This window comes from Shinella pollutisoli, assembly GCF_024609765.1.
GTDB lineage: Bacteria > Pseudomonadota > Alphaproteobacteria > Rhizobiales > Rhizobiaceae > Shinella > Shinella pollutisoli.
On record NZ_JANFDG010000011.1, the window covers coordinates 12785 to 30524 of the forward strand.

The following is a 17740-nucleotide window of genomic DNA, read 5'->3' on the forward strand; positions in this document are numbered from 1 at the left end:
CCAGTATCCGGGCGTCCCGCACGCGGCGGCTCCCCGATCGTTGGCGGAAAGTAGCAGACGAATTGACCGACAACAAGCAAAATGTACATGATCGTCAATTCAATGCTCTTAGGAGAATATTATTGAGACTGTTGTGTACATTTTGGCCGCGGCACGACCGTGCGATCCGCCGTTCGCAGCGGATCGGCATGCCGTCCGGGTCGGTTGCCAAGGGGATATCGTGCCGCGGGCGGCTGCTCTCCGTTGCCGGCGCTCTCGTCGCGGGCCCGGGGAGACGAAAAGGGCGGCCGTGACCGCCCGGGTCGTGGACGCGGGACGTCCTGGAGCATTTCCGGTGAACACCGGTTCACCGGAAATGCTCCAGCTTCTTGTTTTGCCGCATTATCCGACGCCGAAGCGACTTCGCTTCGGCTGGAAATGCTCTAGCCGCGTATCTTCTGGTTCCCGGGATCGTACCAAGGGCCGAGCTGGACCTCGATCGGGTAGCGCTTCATCGCCACCTCCACCTCCCATTGCCCGCCCGCCAGCCATTCCTTCGTCACGCCCTCGTCGTTCGAGACATAGCCGAGGCCGAGCGAGGCCTGGACACGGTGGCCGTAGGCGCCAGACATGATCGAGCCGATGATCCTGCCGTCGCGCAGCAGCGGCTCGTGGTGGAACAGCATCGGCGGCTCGCCCCCGGCCGTCACCTTCACCTGCACCAGCCGCTTGCGGACGGTGCCGTTAGCCTTCCGGCGGGCGAGCGCCTCGCGGCCGATGAAGCCGCCGGGCTTGTCCATCGCCACCGCGAAGCCGAGGCCGCCCTCGAAGGGCGTGTCCTCCTCGCCGATGTCGTGGCCCCAGTGGCGGTAGCCCTTCTCCATCCGCAGCGAGTTCAGCGCGAAGAAGCCCGCGTTCTTCAGCCCGAACGCGCCGCCGGCCTCGGCGAGGACGTCGTAGACGTGCGCGGCCTGCTCGGCGGGGATGTAGAGCTCGAAGCCGAGTTCGCCGACGAAGGTCAGGCGGCTCGCCCGCACCCGCGCATAGCCGAGGTCGATCTCGCGGCTCGTGCCGAAGGGGAAGGCCTCGTTGGAAAAGTCGTCCGGAGACACCTGCGCCAGGAGCGCGCGCGCCTTCGGCCCCCACAGCGCGAGCATCGGCAGGCCGGAGGTGACGTCGGTGATGTGGACGCGCGCCTCCTCGGGCACGTGGCGCTTGAACCAGGCCATGTCGCGCCGCTGCGAGACCGCGACGGTGACGACCAGGAAGGAATTCTCGGCGAGCCGCGTCACGGTGACGTCGGCCTCGATCCCGCCCGCCTCGTTCAGCCATTGCGTATAGACGATGCGGCCGACCGCGACGTCGCATTCGTTCGCGCCGATCCGGTTCAGCGTCCTCGCCGCATCCGGCCCCTCGACGAGATATTTCGCAAAGCAGCTGTGATCGAAGAGCGAGACGTTCCCGGCGGTGTTGCGGCACTCGGCGGCGACGTTGTCGAACCAGCTCGGCCTGCCGTAGGAATAGCGGACGTTTGCCACCTCCTCGGCCGTGCCGAAGAAGCCCGGACGCTCCCAGCCGGCAAGCTCGGTCATGAAGGCGCCGGCGGCAAGCAGCCGGTCGTGGAAGGGCGAGCGGCGCACGCCGCGCGCCGTCGTGAACTGGCGCGCCGGCCAGTGCATGTCGAAATTGAGGCCGAGCGTCTCGACGGTCCGGTGCTCCAGGTAGCGCCGGTTGCGCTGGAAGGCCTGCGTGCGGCGGACGTCGACGTCGATCAGGTCGACCGGCGGCCGGCCGTCGCGGATCCAGGCCGCAAGCGACTTGCCGACGCCGCCCGACGACAGGATGCCGATGGAGTTGAAGCCGGTCGCGCAGAAGAGCCCGGCCACCTCCGGCGTCTCGCCGAGCAGATAGCGGTTGTCCGCCGTAAAACTCTCCGGCCCGTTGAAGAAGAGCTGCATGCCGGTATGCTCGAGCAGCGGCACGCGCGCCGCCGCCGCCTCCAGATGTGGGGCGATGTGGTCGATGTCCTCCGGCAGCGTGTCGAAGCAGAAGCTCTCGGAGATGCCCTTCTGGCCCCAGGGCTTGGCGACGGGCTCGAAGAAGCCGACGAGAAGCTTGCCGGCGTCCTCCTTGTAGTAGGTCCATTCGTCCGAGAGGAACAGCACCGGCAGGTTCTTCGGCAGGTCGGGGATGGCCTCGGTCACGACGTAGAAATGCTCGGCCGCATGCAGCGGCAGCGTCACGCCGATCGTCGCGGCGAGATCGCGCGACCACATGCCGCCGCAGATCACCACGGTGCGCGCGTCGATCCGGCCCTTCTCCGTCATGACGCCGACGGCCCTGCCGTTCTCGACGAGGATCTGGGTCACCGGCAGGTTCTCGACGATCCGCGCGCCGCCCATGCGCGCGCCCTTCGCATAGGCCATCGTCACGTCGGCCGGGTTCACCTGGCCGTCATGGGGGAACCAGAAGCCGCCGACGACGCCGTCGGTGTCGATGGGTGCCCAGCGCTCCTTGATCTCGCCCGGGCTCACCGCCTCGACGGGCAGGCCGAAGTTCCGCCCCATCGACGCGCCGCGCGCAAGCTCCTCGTAGCGGGCCTCGCTGGTCGCGAGCCGCAGCGACCCCGAGCGGCGGAACCCCGTCGCCTGGCCGGTTTCCGCCTCGAGCTGGCCGAACAGCTCGCCGGTGTACTGGGCAAGCTCGGTCATCTGCCGCGTCGCGCGAAGCTGGGTCACGAGGCCGGCCGCGTGCCAGGTCGTGCCGCTGGTGAGCTGGCGCCGCTCGCACAGGACGACGTCGGTGATGCCGAGCTTCGTCAGGTGATAGGCGATCGAGCAGCCGGCGATGCCGCCGCCGACGATGACGACGTCGGCCTTCGATGGAATGTCCATTGGGTTTGGTCCCCTTCCCGTTCCGCTTGAATTCCCGCGCCCGCAATCGGGCGTCGCCCCGGGGCTCGCACCCCGGGGCCTCGCTGCGGACCGTATCACAGGCCGCGTAAAACTCTACAGAAAACATGCCGGGTTATGGCGAATTTGAGCATGCCGCCTGCCCGCGGCGTCACGCCCTGGCCTGGCCCCGGCGAAGGAAGGAGAAGGCGACGACCGAGACGAGGATCGAGATCGTCAGCATGCTCGTGGCGATGGCGTTGAGCTCCGGGGTCGCTCCGCGTTTCACCGAGGCGAACATGTAGACGGGCAGCGTCGGCTTCGTTCCCGAGACGAAGAAGGCGATGATGAACTCGTCGAAGCTGAGGACGAACGACAGCAGGCCGCCCGCCACCATGGCGGGCACGATGAACGGCACGACGACGCGCCAGAGGGTTTCGCCCCGCCCGGCATAGAGGTCGTTCGAGGCTTCCAGCCAGCTCGGGTTGAGCTGGCGCAGGCGGAGGGAGATGACCTCCACCACGAGAGCGGTGCAGAACAGCGAGTGCGCGGCGATGACGGTGGGCCTGCCGAAGCTGAAGAGCTTTGCGGCCTGCTCCCAGCCGGCAAGCATCGCCACCGCCTGCTCGGCGCCCGAGAAGGCCGCGGAGAAGAACACCAGCGACGCGAGACCGATCACGATGCCCGGGACCGCGAGGCCCAGCATCATCAGGCTCTGGACGACGATCCGGGTGGTCCGCGAGGTCCCCATCAGGCCGATGGCGACGGCCGAGCCGATCGCCGTCGAGACCACCGCGGAGCAGAGCGCGATGACGATGCTGTTCGTGAGGGCGGCGATCGCCAGCGGGTTGGAGAAGGCCTTCGCATACCAGCGCAGCGACAGGCCGGTGAACGCGCTCATGTTCGGCGCCGCATTGAAGGAGAACACGACGATGACCGCGACGGGCAGATAGAGGAAGAGGAAGATGAACAGCGAGAAGGCGCGCATTTCAGCCGATCCTCCCGTCCCGGTTGGCCATCCGCTGGAAAATCTGGCTGAGGAAGGCGACGACGATCATCATCGACATGAGGGAAATGGCGACCGCCGAGCCGAGCGGCCAGTTGCGGGACTGGAGGAACAGGTCGACGATCGCGTTGCCGATGAAATAGACCTTCCCGCCGCCGAGCAGCATCGGGATGAGATATTCGCCCGACAAAAGGATGAACAGGAGCGAGTAGGTCGAGATCAGGCCGGGCATGGCAAGCGGGATGACGACGGAGAAGAACGTCTCGACCTTGCCGCGCCCGAGATCGTTCGAGGCCTCGAGAAGGTCGTCGCCGATCCTGTCGAACGCGACGAAGAGCATCAGGATCGCGATCGGCAGATAGGCGTAGATGATGCCGATCGCCACCGCGAAGTCGGTGTTGAGGAAACGGAAGCGCCCGAGGCCGATCCATTCGAGCACGGCCGGCAGCCCCCGCCCCCCGAGCGCGAAGTACCAGGCATAGGTGCGCGCGACGAAGCTCGTGAAGAACGGCAGGACCACGAGGAAGAGGACCGTGTACCGGACGGAGCCCTTCAGATGCTTGGCGATGAAGAAGGCGACGGGGATGGCCGCCAGGATGCAGATCGCGGCCCCGAAGGCCGAAAGCTGGACGGTGTTCAGGAAGGCCGTGGAGCGGGAGAGCACGCTTGCGAAATTCTCGATCGAGAGCGCGGTCTCGTATCCTCCGCTGGGCGCCCGCCTGCCCAGCGAGATGACGAGCGTGGTGATGAGCGGACCGATCAGCGTCAGTGCCAGAAGGGCGTAGCCCGGCAGCAACAGCAATCTCGCCATTCTCGGCTGGAGCATCTTGACCTCGGAACGTGGGAGCGGGTGGAGGAGAGCCTCCCGCGATCAGGCGGACCTGATCGCGGGCAAGCGCTCCGGATTCAAGGAATTAGAGCGCCCTTCGTGCATCCGTTCGGACGCACGGCGCTCTAGGCCGACTTGAAGCGCGCCATGATCTCGTTGCGCAGCGGGTTCGACATCGCCTCGGCGATGCCGAATTCGAGCGGATCGAGCAGCTCCTTGGCGGGATAGAGGATCGGGTCGGTCTGCACCTCGGGCGGCAGGAGCGCCAGCACGCGCGTGTCGGAAATGGCCGATCCGTGCGCCTCGAACTCGAGCACGTTGTTGGCCGGGTCCAGCAGGTGGTTGACGAGCGCATAGGCCGCCGCCCTGTTCGGCCCGTTGCGGGTGATGACGTAGAAATCGCACCAGATCTCCCCGCCCTCCTTGGCGATGACATACTGGATCTCCGGCATGTCGCGGTGGAGCTGCATCGCGTTGAAGCTCCAGCCCATGGCGATGCTCGCGTCGCCGCTGCTCATCATCGGCTGGAAGTCGGTCGTCACCGCATAGAGATGCGGCTTGGTCTCGAGGAGCAGCTCCTCGGCCTTCTTCAGCTCCGCCTCGTCGACGGAGTTGAACGAATAGCCGTGATATTTCAGCGCGAAGCCGACGGTATCGAGCGGATGGTCGAGGGCGACGCCGTAGCCGGAATAGGGGCCGCGGATCCCGTCGAAATAGTCCTTGACCGAGGTGAACGGCGTGGTGACCATCGTGGTGTTGATGATGAAGCCGCTCGTGCCCCAGTTCTTCTGGACCGCATAGGTCTTGCCGTCGAACGTGCCCTGCTCGACGAAGCGCGGCTCGACCGCGGCGGCGTCGTAGTTCGGAAGCAGGCTGAGGTCCAGCGGCTCGATGAACTGCCCGGACGCGTAGAGGGGGATGGCGTATTGCGACGGCGCGATGATGTCGAAGCCGGACTCGCCGGCCTGCATCTTGGCCATCATCTCCTCGTTGGAGCCGAAGATGGCCATGTTCACCGAAACGCCCGTCTTCTCGGTGAAGGAGTCGAGGTTGGCCTGGTTCTGGTAGCTCGGCCAGGTCGCGAGCGTCACCGTGCCGGACAGTTCCTGCGAGAGCGCACGCGACGGCCGGATCCCCATGCCGAGCATCGTCGCGCCGATGCCGGTGACGGTCAGGAAGCCGCGCCGCGAGATGTGGCCACGGCGGTATTTCTCCACCCAAACGCTCAGTTCCTTGCGATCCATGATGCTGTTCCTCCTATTTTGTGAAGTGGTGAAAGTCGCTGTCTTCGACCGTCAGGTGGACGGTGTCCCCGACCCGGAAGCGGCGCTCCGCCAGCCGGGCGACGTCGGCACGCGCCAGCAGCGTGCCGGACGAGGGGCAGTCGAGCTTGATCTCGACCTTGTCGCCGAGATAGATGACGTTCGTGATCGTCGCCCGCCAGGCCTCCCCGCCCGCGCCGGGTGCGGCCGCGGAGAGCTTCAGGGCGTCCGGCCGGAAGCCCACCGCGATCGTTGCCCCCTCGCCCGCCCTCTCCTGCGGCACCGCGAGGACCCGGCCGGCGACGTCGACGGTCCCGCCGGCGGCCGGCTTCTCAAGCTCCAGCAGGTTGAAGTCGCCGATGAAGGAGGCGACGAAGCGGCTTGCCGGCCGGTTGTAGAGTTCGTCCGGGGAGCCGATCTGCTCGATCCGGCCCCTGTTCATCACGATGATCCGGTCGCTGAGCGAGAGGGCCTCGTGCTGGTCGTGCGTCACCATGATGAAGGTGATCCCGAGCTCGCGCTGAAGGCTCTGGAGCTCGAACTGCACGTCGCGGCGCAGCTTCTTGTCGAGCGCCGCCATCGGCTCGTCCAGGATGAGGATCTTGGGGTTGTTGACGATCGCCCGGGCGAGCGCCACGCGCTGCTGCTGGCCGCCGGACAGTTCCCAGACGCGGTTGTGCTCCTTGCCGGAAAGCTGCATCTTGCCGATGATCTCGTTCACCCGCGCCTTCACCTCGGCGGCGGGCCGCCTGTTCCTCCGGCTTCTCAAGCCGTAGGCGATATTGTCGAAGACATCGAGGTGCGGAAACAGCGCATAGCTTTGAAAGACCATGTTGATCGGCCGCTCGTAGGCCTCCATCCGCTCGACGGGGCTGCCGCCGATGAAAACGCTGCCGACCGTCGGAAACTCGAAGCCGGCGATGAGGCGCAGCGTCGTCGTCTTGCCGCAGCCCGACGGGCCGACGATCGACACGAAGGACCCCGCCTCGATCTCGAACGACAGGTCGTTCACCGCGGTGAAACTGCCGAACTTCTTCGTCACGCCCCGAAACGTGCCCCCTCCATCGTTCATGCGCTGTCCTTTCGTCCTGTCGTCCGGCGCGTTCGCCCCGCCGCCCTCTGCCTCCGGGGCCAGCCTCATGACTGGCTCGCCGATGCGATGGATTCCCCTCCATCCACGACCAGGGCCTGACCGGTCAGATAGGACGACATGGGCGAGACGAGGAAGAGGATGGCCGTCGCGATCTCGTCGAGCGTCCCGAAGCGCCCGAGCGGGACCTTGTCGCGCACGACCGCCTCCAGGGCGTCGCGCCCGCCGAGCTGCCTTTCATAGGGCAGATTGAACGGCGTATCGACCCAGCCCGGGCAAAGCGCGTTGACGCGGATGCCCGAACGGCCGTAGTCGAGTGCGATCTGCCGCGTCATGGTGATGACCGCCGACTTCGTCGTGTTGTAGGCGAGCATGCCGTGGTCGACGACGACGCCGGCATTGGACGCGGTGTTGAGGATGACGCCGCCGGACTGGCGGACCATGACCGGCAGCACCGCCTTGACGGCGGCAAGCTGCGCCGTGACGTTGATGGCGACGGAACGCTCGAAATCCTCGATGCGCACGTCCCCGGCTTTGCCGGCGATCTGGATCCCGGCGTGATTGTGCAGGATGTCGATGCGGCCCAGGGCCTCCAGGCAGTTGCGGACGGCCGTTCCGATCTGGCCGAAATCGGCGACGTCGAGCCCCGCGGCCACCGCCGTCCCGCCGTTCCCGTTTATGATCTCCGCGGTCCGCGCCGCCGCGTCCGGATCGCGATCCGTCACATAGACCTTCGCCCCGGCGCCCGCCATCTTCACGGCGCCGGCCCGGCCGATGCCCGTGCCCGCGGCCGTGACCAGCGCGACCTTGTCCTCAAGCAATCCGTTCATGCAAACGTCCTCCCTCAACCCGCGCTGTTCCCGCCGTCGACGGCGAGCATCGCCCCCGTCATGAACGACGCCTCCTCCGACGCCGCGAAACAGACGACCCGCGCGACCTCCTGCGGGGTCGCCACTCGGCCCATGGGGATGGCCTCGCCGAGCGCGGCGAGCCGCGCGGCGTGGTCGAGCCCGGGGATCGCCGATTCCAGCATCGACGTGTCGGTGTCGCCGGGGCAGACCGCATTGACGCGGATGCCCTGCCGGGCGTGATCCAGCGCCATCGAGCGCGTGAGCTGGACCACGGCCCCCTTGCTCACGCCGTAGGCGAGCGCGCCCGTGGCGCCGACCAGGCCCCAGTCGGAGGCGATGTTCACGATCGCGCCTCCGCCCTCGGGGATCATCGCCCGCACGGCGGCGCGCGACATGCGGAAGACGGAGGTCACGTTGATCTCCAGGGTGGCGGCCCACTGGTCGTCGCTGCACTGCGTGATGTCGCCGCGGTGGAGGATCCCGGCATTGTTCACCAGGACGTCGATGCGTCCGAAATGGCGCGCGGCGGCGGCGAGGAGCGCCTCCGCCGCGCCGGGGACGGTGACATCGGCCGCCTCGAATTCGGCACGGCCGCCGTCGCCGACGATGGCTTGCCTCAGCTCCAGCCCCGCCCGCGCGTTGCGGCCCGTCAGGAGCACCGCGGCGCCGCGCTCGGCGAAGAGGCGCGCGATCGCCGAGCCGATGCCCGACGTCGCCCCGGTGACCAGAACGCTTTTTCCGGTAAAGTCCCTGCTCATCTAGTATCTCCGGCGAAAGAGCGACCGGCGGATATAGGCATTCGCCGCCTCCTCGATGAAAAGCGCCATCCGTTCGGCGCCGAATTCCTCCCGCAGCAATCGGGCGCGCTCGAACAGCAGATCGGCGCTCTCCGCCCGGCCCGGCCGCAGGAGCTCGTAGGTCTCCATCAGGATCGCGTTCGGCACCTTCACCATCTCGGCCGCCCGCTCGAAACTGTCCGCGAGCGTCCCGCGGCAGGCGCGGCGCGCGACCTCGGCCTGGTAGCGCAGCGCGTCTTCGGTGATCGAGAAGTCGCCGTGGTCCACGCTGCCGTCGAGGACGTTGTCGAGCGTCAGTTCCGCAAAAGGCCGCCCCTTGGCCGACCGGAGACGATCGGGCGCGTTTTCGGAAATGGGATAAGGGATATCGCTCATCGCATCCCCTCCCACCGCATTTCCTGGGGAAGTTCCGACGGCTCGATCGCCGCCGTCTCCAGGGCGAACAGCAGCGCCGTCTTCACGTGATGCTTGGCATGGATCGCCTCGCCCGTGTATTCGACCAGCACCGGCTCCGGGGACTTGCCGGCCGCCAGCATGGCGGCGTTGGCGCCCAGCCTCCGGTAGTGGTCGATCGTCGTCAAGGGCGCGGTCGAGAACAATTCGACGTTCATATGCGGCAGCCTGTCCTTCTGGTGGATCACCGCCGTGCCCTTCGCCTGGATGCCGATCCCGTAGCCCGAGCCGGAGAGCCGGGCGGCCGTGAGGCCGAGGAAGGAGGTGTCCGCCGTGTGGCGGATACGGACGATCCGGCTCGTCCCGCCGGCCTCGGCGACGCCCCTGACGATGGCCTCGAGGACGTCCGCGAGCGGATGGCCGGCCGTGGTCTCGTGGATGCTGATGCCCCAGGCCGGGCTGATGCCGATGACCACCTCGGTCGGATCGGCGCCGGGAGCGGCGGTCCCCGCCGACGTGAGGGCGAAGGGGGAATGCCCGGCATGCGGGCGCGGGCCGCGCCGGCCGATCATGTCCGCCCGCCCGACGCTGCCCCGCATCGCCGCGATCGCCTGCCACCGCTCCTCGTCGATCCGGTGCCCGGTGCCGGGGCCGGCATAGTCGTTCGGCGTGTTGACGGCACTCATCACACGGCCGTCGCGAACGATGGCCGCGGTCTGGAGGTAGTCGCCCGACACGCGCAGCCGCAGCATCATCAGCAGGTTCTGCGCCTCGTGGACGAAGCCCCGCTTGTGCAGCGCGCGCACCACGTCGACGGCGGTGACGCGGGAGCGGATGCGGGCGCTGATGTCGACCACCTCGCTTCCCGACAGGGTCTCGGTCTCCGCGGAGCCCGCCGCGAATATGACGCTCTTCTTCTGGCGCTCCGTCGGGGTGGCCAGCCCGAGCTCGTCGAGGACGGCGCTGACGGCCTCCACGGCCCGCTCGCGCACGTCGAGCGCGGTGTCCTCCGTCAGCGGCGTCAATCCGCCCTCGGCGACGTAGTCGCGCTGGAGGCTGAGATAGTCCTCGATCTCCTCGCCGTTGAAGAGCGACGCCGCGAAGGCGTTGTCATAGGCGAGGATCGAGCCGAAGCCCGAGCAGATGAAGTCCGTGCCGGCGACCAGCGCGGGCATGATCTTCGCGCCGACGCGGATCTCCGAGGAGCTGGCGCGGGTGTCGTTGCCGCTGGCGCATTCGAGGTCGAGCAGCGCGGCAAGGACGTTCTCGGCGAAGATCTCGCGTCCGCCGCCCGGCACCGAATAGGTTATCGGGGCGCCGTCGATGCCGCCGTTCTGCGTGCCCTGTATGCCCATCCCGCGCTGAAGGCACAGGCACCTGGCTTCGAGGTAGAGGATGGATTTCGCATCGTGATAGCCCATCAGGAGCTCGGAGCCGCCGCCGGACGTGCAGCGCGCCTTGATGCCCCTCGACGCATAGGCGGTCGTCAGGAAGGCCTTCGACCAGGGCGTGTCGTCGCCGTCGATGAACGACCCCTCGGTGCCGTAGACCGAGACGGTTTCGGCATAGGAGGTGAACCCCGCCATCCCGATCGCCAGTTCCTCGGCCTCCTCGATGGAGCACTGGAACAGCACGCCGCCGCGGCCGACCGACGCGCCGACGGCACAGGCGAGCGCATTCGACCAGCCGTTGCTGGCGACCCGCATGGTGGTCTCGATCTCGTCGAAGCCGAGCGCGACGGCGGTCGCCGCATCGGCCGCCAGCTGCAGCGGGTCGTCCTTGGCGTTCGTCACATGGGCCTGGTTGCCGGGCTCCTTGCGGGCGCGCAGCTTCGTCTGCGCGAAGATCAGCTCGGCGGTGTTGAGGTATTGCAGGACGTCGACCAGCTTGGCGGGCGTCATGCCGCGCGCGAGGCGGATCACGTCGGCGCGCGGCACGTTGATGTCCACAAGGCGGCGTGCGAATTCGAGACTGTCCGTCGCCATCGCCTCCTCGGCGACCGAAACGTCGATGTGATAGCGGGCGATGAACTCGTCGATGAGATCGAAATCCGCCGCCGCGACGCCGTCGAGCTCGGTGACGCTCCCGCCTTCGATCCGCAGCGACGGCTTCGGGTCGGCCGGGCTCCTGACGGCGGAGAAGCCGTGCTCGGGGTCCTCCTTCGCGAAACGGTCCAGCCTCAGCGGACGCTCATCCCACAGGTCGAAGCGCTTCCAGCGGTTGGGAGTCTGCGATTCCAATTCAGATGCTCCGGTGATCTGCTCCAGTCGGACCGAGGGTGCGAAGGTTGATATGCCCGCGGCGCTCGGCGTAGTCTGGCCGCCAGATTAGTGGAGAGCATTCGCGCAATGCATCTGCCAGAGGGGATACCCCAAAGGGAAGAGATGGACATCCTGGACACATCCACGCCGCGGGCCATGAGCCACGAGATCGCCGAGGTGATCGACAGGATCCGCGACGCCGACTTCTATCCGGCGCTGTTCACCTTCCTGTCGAAATACATCCCGTTCAACACCGGGCATGCGATGATGTTCTTCTCGGAAAACGGAGCACCCGTCGTCCTGCACGACGGAAGCCCGAACAAGTACGAGTGGATCGACGAATACGCCAGCGGCTACTACCTTCTCGATCCCGTGTGGATCAAGCTGATGGACCCGGACTACCGGGACAGCTTTTACATCCTCGACAATCTCGCGCCGGACAGCTTCAAGGACAGCTCGTATTACGAAAGGCACTACCGGAAGGCCGACATCACCGACGAGTTCGGATGGATCGCAAGGCTGGAGAACGGAGACCAGGTCGTCATATGCCTGATGCGCCGCTGGGACGCGCCGAAGTTCGTGGACGACCATGTGAGGATAGCCAACATACTCTATCCGATCTTCTCGAGGCTGATCATCCTGCACGAGACCCTGAAATCCGAACGGCAGATGCGGACCCTGTCGACCATGCCGTCGGCGCGGCTGACGCCGTCCGCCAGCATCAACAAGTACCTGAAGGCATCCGGAAACGAAAAGCAGACGCTCTCCGACCGGCAGTCGGACATCGTCGACCTCATCCTCCAGGGGCATTCCACCGAGTCCATCGGGCTGAACCTGGAAATCTCGGCCGGGACCGTGAAGACGCACAAGCGAAACATCTATTCCCGCCTCGGGATCTCGTCTCACGGCGAGCTGTTCAACCTGTTCGTCACCTCCCTGAAGGAGGGTTGAGGACCGCCCCGGAACGGGAAGCCTCCGGATCTCAGAACGTCGGCGGCGTGTTCACCCACAGCAGCCGGCACGGTCCGGTCCCGGCCGACCGCCAGGAATGGGCGCGATGGCTCTCGAAATAGATCGAGTCCCCCGCGTCGAGCGTCGCGAAGCCGAGGCCCTCCACCTCGATCTCGAAACGGCCCTCCAGCACGCGGATGAACTCCTCCCCCTCGTGCCGGTAGAAGCCGTCGCTGCCGGCGCCGGGTGCCAGGATCCACTCCTGGCAATCCATCATCCGCGGCCCCGAGGCCAGTTCCCTGATCTGGATGCCCTTGCCGAGGGAGGGCAGCTGCCGGCCCTCCCCGCGGCGCACGACGGCCTCGGCGACGACGACAGGGCTTGCCATCAACTGGGTCACCGTGACGCCGAGCGCCTGCGCGACGGCGCGCAGAAGCGGCACGCTCGCGCCGCGCGAGGTGCGCTCGAGCGTGCTCAGGGTCGAGGGGGACACATCGAGCTGCGCGGCCAGCGCCGAGATCGTCAGCTTTCTCTCCTTGCGCAGCCGCCGGATCTCGTGGCCCAGCCGGGGCGACGGGAGGTCCTCGTCCGCGGCGCGCGGTGACGCGGAGGACGCCGCGTCCAGGGAGGACTTTATTGCCGCCAGATTGAGCCCGAGGACGGAGCGGAGCCGGACGATCTGGTGGACGCGGGCGAAGTCGTCCTCGCTGTAGAGCCGGTAGCCGCTCGGCGTGCGGGACGGGGCGATCAGGCCGTGCTGCTCCCAGAGCCTCAGCGTCGCGGGCGGCACGCCGGTTGCCGCCGAGATCTCCGACACCTTGTACCGCCTGCCCATCGCGCCCTGCCGACCTCTCTCCCCGCCGTGCTACGCGATAATCCCGCGAATATCAACGCATCGCCGCCGCGCCGGACGGACAGGCGGGAAAAGCAGGTCCATCGGATTCGAAGGCTAGATCGCCTGCAAGCCGAGGCCTTCCAGGAAGTCCTCGTCCTGGTCGCACTCGGAGATCAGCCACTCCCGGAAGACCTGGACGCGCCGGCTGTTGTGGCCCAGCGGCGAGACGAAATAATACGTCCTTTCCGCCGGCAGCGCGTAGGGGAACGGGATGACGAGGGTGCCCTGCCGCAGCTCGGCCTGGACGAGGGCGACCTGCGATATGGCGACGCCCAGCCCCGAGGCCGCGGCCTGGTAGGCAAGGCCCGAATTCTCGAACTTCATGCCCTTGACCGGATCGACGCCCTCGACCTTCAGGGCATTGATCCACTTTCTCCAGTCGTCCTGCCGGGCATAGGAGTGCAGCAGCGTGACCTCTTTCAGGTCCGCCGGCGTCTTCAGCCGCGCGGCGACGTCGGGGTGGCAGACCGCGACGAGATGGTTCTGGATCAGCCGGTCCGAGCGGACGCCGGGCCAGTCGCCGAACCCGGTGCGGATATAGGCGTCGATCAGCTCGTGCTCGAAATCCATCTTGCCCGCCGGCGAGAAGGTCATGAGCTGGACCTCGATCTTGGGATGGCGCTGCGCGAAGCGGGGCAGCCGCGGGATGAGCCATCTGAGCGCGAACGTCGAATAGACCCTCAGCTTTATGAGGTCGGGCGTGTTCCGCTCCCGCACGCGGTTCGTCGCATCCTCCAGGATCGCGAACGCGTCGCCGATGTCCTCGAGATACTGCTTGCCCTTCGTCGTCAGCTTGACGGAGCGCGGCGTTCTCTCGAACAGGGCGATGCCCAGGATGCTTTCCAGCAGCTTGACCTGGCGGCTGACCGCGGACTGGGTGACGTTCAGTTCCTGCGCCGCCTTCGAAAGGCTGAGATGCCGGCCTGCCGCCTCGAAGACGCGGATCGGATTGAGGGGCGTCAGTTGTCTGGCGATCGAACCATCTCCATGCCGCCGGGGCCTGATCGCGTCGGCATGCCCCGGTCCCTTCTGGCCGAAAAGGGGATCATCCATCCTGCAAATCGGCTGTCAAGTCCGCACGGCCCCTCACAATGCCTCGCGCCCCATGGCCAGATAGTCCTCGACCCGCGCGGCGCGCGGGTTCGTCGCGTGGCAATGGTCCTTCGCCGCCGCCTGCGCGACCTGCGCGAGCAGCGCGTCGGTGACGCCCATCGCCGCAAGCCCGGCCGGCAGGCCGAGACGCCGGTTGAGGTCCTCGACGACGGCATCCGGCGGCCCTCCCATCCGCTGCGCGAGCGTCTCCCATTTCCCGCCGATGGCAGGCCGGTTGAAACGCAGGACGGCCGGCATGAGAACGGCGTTCAGCGTGCCGTGATGCAGCGCGAGCCCGCGCGCGGCGCCCAGCGGATGGCTGAGCGCGTGGACCGCACCCAGCCCCTTCTGGAAGGCCAGCGCGCCGTGGAGGGCGCACACCATCATGTCGCGCCGCGCCCGCCGGTCGCTCCCGTCCCCGACGGCGCGCAGGATGGCGTTCAGCCCGTAGTCCAGGCCGGCGAGCGCGATCGCGTCGGCCGGCGGGTTGAACGCCGGCGCCATGTAGGTCTCCAGGCAGTGCGAGATCGCGTCCATCCCGGTCGCCGCCGTCAGCATGGCCGGAAGCCCGTATGTCAGCTCGGGGTCGCAAAGCGCCACGTCCGGCAGCAGGTGGGGCGAGAGGATGCCGAGCTTGCGTCCGTCGGCCGTGACGATGACCGCGGCCCGCCCGACCTCGGATCCGGTGCCGGCGGTCGTCGGAACGGCGATCATCGGGCACGCCTGCTTCCGGATGAGGGAAACGCCCCCGTTCACCGCGGCATATCTCTCCAGGGGACCCTCGTGCCCCGCCAGGAGGCGGACCGCCTTGGCGAGGTCCAGCGACGAGCCGCCGCCGACGCCGACGACACCGTCGCAACCGCGGGACCGGTAGACATCGAGGGCCGCGACCACCGCGTCCTCGGTCGGGTTGGGCGGCGTCGCGTCGAAAACGGCGGCGCCGTCGCCCGCCAGCGCCGTCACGCGGCCAACGATGCCCGACGCCACCAGCCCGGCGTCCGTGGCGATCAGGGGCCGGCGGATGCCGAGCTCGGCAAGCAGGCCGGGAAGGCGGGAAAGCGCGCCTTCGGCGAATTCAATCCTGGTCAGGTAGTTGATCTGCGTCATTCGGCTTTCCTGCGGTCGAGCCGCCCGTCCAGGCCTGCGGCACGGAGCGGAGCGCCGGGCCCTGATAGGCATAGGTGAATTCCTTCGGCACCGGCCCCTTTATCCGTCCGCCCTCCTGCATCTGCTCCCAGGCATGGGCGCAGATGCCGACGCTCCTCGACAGGATGAACAGGCCGCGGCCGAGGGCGGCGGGAAAGCCGAGCTCGAGGAGAACGACGGCGGTGATCCCGTCGATGTTGAGGGGAACCGCGCGCCCCTTGCCGGCCAGCACCGCCTCGACCGCCCGGGCGGCCTTGAGCGCGTCGCCGGTGACGATGCCCTGGCCGATCGCCTCCTCCAGCAATGCGCCGATCCGGACCGATCGCGGGTCGGTCCTGTGGTAGCGATGGCCGAAGCCGGGCAGATACCGGCCGTTGGCGGCCCGGAACGCCTCGACATGCGCCGCGGCGACCCGGGACGCGTCCGACGCGAAATCCGGATCGCGGACGATATCGCCCAGCAGCTCCATGCACTGCTCGCCCGCCCCACCGTGGACGTCGCCCAGCACGTTCACGCCGGATGCCATCGCGTTGTTGAGGCCGACCCCGCAGGTCGCCGCCATGCGCGCGATGGAGAGCGAAGGGGCGAGCGGGCCGTGGTCGACACCGGCCACCAGCACCGTCTCCAGCAGCCTTGCCTGCTGCGGCGACGGCAGCTCGCCGCGCGTCATCAGCCAGACCATGGCCGGGAAGGTGATGGTGCCGACGAGATCCTGGATGGGATAGCCGCGGATCCGGATCTGGTCGGGGGCGATATCCGTGATGGACGAGCGCCACCACTCGGCGATCGCGGCGGCGCCGCGGTCGTCGCGCGGCGCCTCGGGCTGCCCGGCGGAAACCTTGGCGGTCATTGCAGGCCCTCCATCCGGTGCATGATCGACTTCGTGATCAGGTAGGCGTCGAGCCCCTCGGCGCCGCCCTCGAAGCCATAGCCGCTCTCCTTCACGCCGCCGAGGGGCGAGGCCGGCGTCGACACCGAGTAGTTGTTGATGGCGATCACGCCCGCCTCGAAGGCTTCCGCCATCGCCGTGGCGCGGGAGGCGAGGTTGGTGACGGCATAGGCGGCAAGCCCGTAGGGCGTGTCGTTGGCCGCCGCCACGACCTCCTCGAAGCTGTCGAAGGGTTCGAGCAGGGCGAGGGGGCCGAAGGGCTCCTCCACCTTGGCGAGCGCATCCGCCGGCACGTTCTCGAGGACGGTCATCTCGAAGAAATAGCCGGGCCGGTCGATGCGACTGCCCCCCGCCAGCAGGCGCGCGCCGCGCCCGACGGCGTCGGCGATCATGGCCTCGATCGTGGTGATGCGCCGGGCGTTCGCGAGCGGACCCATCTGGCTTGCCGGATCGTCGCCCGGGCCGATGCGCAGGTCCCTCGCCCTGGCGGCGAACGCGTCGCGGAAGGCCTCGTAGATGCCGCGCTGGATGAAGAAGCGCGTCGGGCTGGTGCAGACCTGACCGGCGTTGCGGCTCTTGGCGGCCACCGCCATGTGCGCCGCGCCGACGGGATCGGCGTCGTCGAAAACGACGACGGGGGAGTGGCCGCCAAGCTCCATCGTGGCGCGCTTGACGCCCTCGGCCGCCAGCGCCAGGAGCTGCTTGCCGACCGCGGTCGACCCGGTGAAGGAAATCTTGCGGATGACAGGCGAGCGGATGAGACGGGTCGAGATCTCGCCGGGCACGCCGTGGACGAGGTTCAGCACGCCCTTCGGCAGTCCGGCATCGTGGAAGGCGCGGACGATCGCGGCGGCCGTCAGCGGCGTCTCCTCCGCCGGCTTCAGGATGACGGAGCATCCGGCCGCCAGGGCCCCGCCGATCTTCCGGCCCGGCGTCTGGGCCGGGAAATTCCAGGGAGAAAAGGCGGCGACGGGCCCGATCGGCTGCTTGACGAGGTGCTGGCGCACGTCGGGCGTCCGGCTTGCGAGCACGCGGCCGTAGCCTCGCGTGGCCTCCTCCGCCATCCATTCGAGATTCGCGAGGCAGACGCCCAGCTCGCCCTTCGCCTCCGCGAGCGTCTTGCCCTGCTCCATCGTCAGGAGCGCGGCGATGTCGTCCCGCCTTTCGCGGATCAGATCGACGGCCTTGCGGATGACGGCCGAGCGGTCATAGGGCGAGACCCGCCGCCATGTCTCGAAGCCGCGTGCCGCCGCGGCAAGGGCGAGATCGAGGTCCTCGACGGCGGCGTGGGCGGCCCGGGCGACGACCTCGCCGGTGGCCGGATTGTGGACGGGATAGCTGCGGCCGCCTGCCGCGTGCCGCCATTCGCCGTCGATATAGAGCAGGCTCTCTAGCATTGGAATTCCTT

General features: G+C 67.9%; 15 protein-coding genes. 1 reads left to right on the forward strand and 14 read right to left on the reverse strand.

The genetic code is table 11. The features are described from left to right. Window positions 1–422 precede the first annotated feature (422 nt). The 9 genes from NNZ72_RS10625 to NNZ72_RS10665 all read right to left on the reverse strand — a co-directional run bounded on the left by NNZ72_RS10625 (window position 423) and on the right by NNZ72_RS10665 (window position 11338). On the reverse strand, window positions 423–2873 hold the full coding sequence (locus NNZ72_RS10625) for a GcvT family protein (protein ID WP_257315282.1): 2451 nt from the start codon (window positions 2871–2873) through the stop codon (window positions 423–425). A 169-nt stretch (window positions 2874–3042) separates the two neighbouring features. Then, a complete protein-coding gene (locus tag NNZ72_RS10630) occupies window positions 3043–3858 on the reverse strand; it encodes an ABC transporter permease (protein ID WP_257315283.1) in 816 nt (271 codons plus the stop codon). A gap of 1 nt (window position 3859) precedes the next feature. Continuing rightward, entirely contained in the window at window positions 3860–4702 is an 843-nt protein-coding gene (locus tag NNZ72_RS10635) for an ABC transporter permease (protein WP_257315284.1), read from the reverse strand. 128 nt (window positions 4703–4830) lie between these two features. Further along, entirely contained in the window at window positions 4831–5949 is a 1119-nt protein-coding gene (locus NNZ72_RS10640) for an ABC transporter substrate-binding protein (RefSeq protein WP_257315285.1), read from the reverse strand. 13 nt (window positions 5950–5962) lie between these two features. Next, on the reverse strand, window positions 5963–7039 hold the full coding sequence (locus NNZ72_RS10645) for an ABC transporter ATP-binding protein (protein WP_257315286.1): 1077 nt from the start codon (window positions 7037–7039) through the stop codon (window positions 5963–5965). Window positions 7040–7104: 65 nt separating this feature from the next. Continuing rightward, complete coding sequence (locus NNZ72_RS10650) at window positions 7105–7887, reverse strand: SDR family NAD(P)-dependent oxidoreductase (protein WP_257315287.1); 783 nt, start codon at window positions 7885–7887, stop codon at window positions 7105–7107. A 14-nt stretch (window positions 7888–7901) separates the two neighbouring features. Further along, window positions 7902–8666 (reverse strand): SDR family NAD(P)-dependent oxidoreductase, encoded by a 765-nt coding sequence (locus NNZ72_RS10655; protein WP_257315288.1) that lies wholly within the window; start codon window positions 8664–8666, stop codon window positions 7902–7904. Continuing rightward, window positions 8667–9080 carry a diol dehydratase small subunit gene (locus tag NNZ72_RS10660; RefSeq protein ID WP_257315289.1) on the reverse strand — a complete coding sequence of 138 codons (414 nt, stop codon included), beginning with the start codon at window positions 9078–9080 and terminating at the stop codon, window positions 8667–8669. It lies immediately after the preceding gene. Then, window positions 9077–11338: a propanediol/glycerol family dehydratase large subunit gene (locus NNZ72_RS10665; protein WP_257315290.1), complete on the reverse strand. Its 2262-nt coding sequence runs from the start codon at window positions 11336–11338 to the stop codon at window positions 9077–9079. Before NNZ72_RS10665 ends, NNZ72_RS10660 begins: the two co-directional genes overlap by 4 nt. Before the next feature lie 144 nt (window positions 11339–11482). On the opposite strand from NNZ72_RS10665, the gene NNZ72_RS10670 reads away from it, so the two are divergent. Continuing rightward, on the forward strand, window positions 11483–12310 hold the full coding sequence (locus tag NNZ72_RS10670; RefSeq protein ID WP_257315291.1) for a helix-turn-helix transcriptional regulator: 828 nt from the start codon (window positions 11483–11485) through the stop codon (window positions 12308–12310). A gap of 31 nt (window positions 12311–12341) precedes the next feature. Here the strand turns inward: NNZ72_RS10670 and NNZ72_RS10675 are convergent, their stop codons facing one another. The 5 genes from NNZ72_RS10675 to NNZ72_RS10695 form a co-directional block, all read right to left on the reverse strand. Continuing rightward, the gene (locus NNZ72_RS10675; RefSeq protein WP_257315292.1) at window positions 12342–13145 is read right to left on the reverse strand and encodes a MerR family transcriptional regulator; all 804 of its coding nucleotides are present in this window, start codon (window positions 13143–13145) and stop codon (window positions 12342–12344) included. A 114-nt stretch (window positions 13146–13259) separates the two neighbouring features. Beyond that, window positions 13260–14258, reverse strand: a complete 999-nt coding sequence (gcvA, locus tag NNZ72_RS10680; protein ID WP_257315293.1) for a transcriptional regulator GcvA — start codon at window positions 14256–14258, stop codon at window positions 13260–13262. Window positions 14259–14291: 33 nt separating this feature from the next. Next, entirely contained in the window at window positions 14292–15404 is a 1113-nt protein-coding gene (gene gbd, locus NNZ72_RS10685) for a 4-hydroxybutyrate dehydrogenase (RefSeq protein WP_257315294.1), read from the reverse strand. Next, complete coding sequence (locus NNZ72_RS10690) at window positions 15373–16293, reverse strand: citryl-CoA lyase (RefSeq protein ID WP_257315295.1); 921 nt, start codon at window positions 16291–16293, stop codon at window positions 15373–15375. Before NNZ72_RS10690 ends, gbd begins: the two co-directional genes overlap by 32 nt. Continuing rightward, window positions 16290–17729, reverse strand: a complete 1440-nt coding sequence (locus NNZ72_RS10695; RefSeq protein ID WP_257315296.1) for an NAD-dependent succinate-semialdehyde dehydrogenase — start codon at window positions 17727–17729, stop codon at window positions 16290–16292. The genes NNZ72_RS10690 and NNZ72_RS10695 overlap by 4 nt, the downstream gene beginning before the upstream one ends. Between the last annotated feature and the right edge of the window lie 11 nt (window positions 17730–17740).

Coding starts and splice junctions, on each gene's coding strand:
- NNZ72_RS10625 (WP_257315282.1), bottom strand. CDS start 2,873: ATGGACATTCCATCGAAGGCCGACGTCGTCATCGTCGGCGGCGGCATC.
- NNZ72_RS10630 (WP_257315283.1), bottom strand. CDS start 3,858: ATGCGCGCCTTCTCGCTGTTCATCTTCCTCTTCCTCTATCTGCCCGTC.
- NNZ72_RS10635 (WP_257315284.1), bottom strand. CDS start 4,702: ATGCTCCAGCCGAGAATGGCGAGATTGCTGTTGCTGCCGGGCTACGCC.
- NNZ72_RS10640 (WP_257315285.1), bottom strand. CDS start 5,949: ATGGATCGCAAGGAACTGAGCGTTTGGGTGGAGAAATACCGCCGTGGC.
- NNZ72_RS10645 (WP_257315286.1), bottom strand. CDS start 7,039: ATGAACGATGGAGGGGGCACGTTTCGGGGCGTGACGAAGAAGTTCGGC.
- NNZ72_RS10650 (WP_257315287.1), bottom strand. CDS start 7,887: ATGAACGGATTGCTTGAGGACAAGGTCGCGCTGGTCACGGCCGCGGGC.
- NNZ72_RS10655 (WP_257315288.1), bottom strand. CDS start 8,666: ATGAGCAGGGACTTTACCGGAAAAAGCGTTCTGGTCACCGGGGCGACG.
- NNZ72_RS10660 (WP_257315289.1), bottom strand. CDS start 9,080: ATGAGCGATATCCCTTATCCCATTTCCGAAAACGCGCCCGATCGTCTC.
- NNZ72_RS10670 (WP_257315291.1), top strand. CDS start 11,483: ATGGACATCCTGGACACATCCACGCCGCGGGCCATGAGCCACGAGATC.
- NNZ72_RS10675 (WP_257315292.1), bottom strand. CDS start 13,145: ATGGGCAGGCGGTACAAGGTGTCGGAGATCTCGGCGGCAACCGGCGTG.
- gcvA (WP_257315293.1), bottom strand. CDS start 14,258: ATGGATGATCCCCTTTTCGGCCAGAAGGGACCGGGGCATGCCGACGCG.
- gbd (WP_257315294.1), bottom strand. CDS start 15,404: ATGACGCAGATCAACTACCTGACCAGGATTGAATTCGCCGAAGGCGCG.
- NNZ72_RS10690 (WP_257315295.1), bottom strand. CDS start 16,293: ATGACCGCCAAGGTTTCCGCCGGGCAGCCCGAGGCGCCGCGCGACGAC.
- NNZ72_RS10695 (WP_257315296.1), bottom strand. CDS start 17,729: ATGCTAGAGAGCCTGCTCTATATCGACGGCGAATGGCGGCACGCGGCA.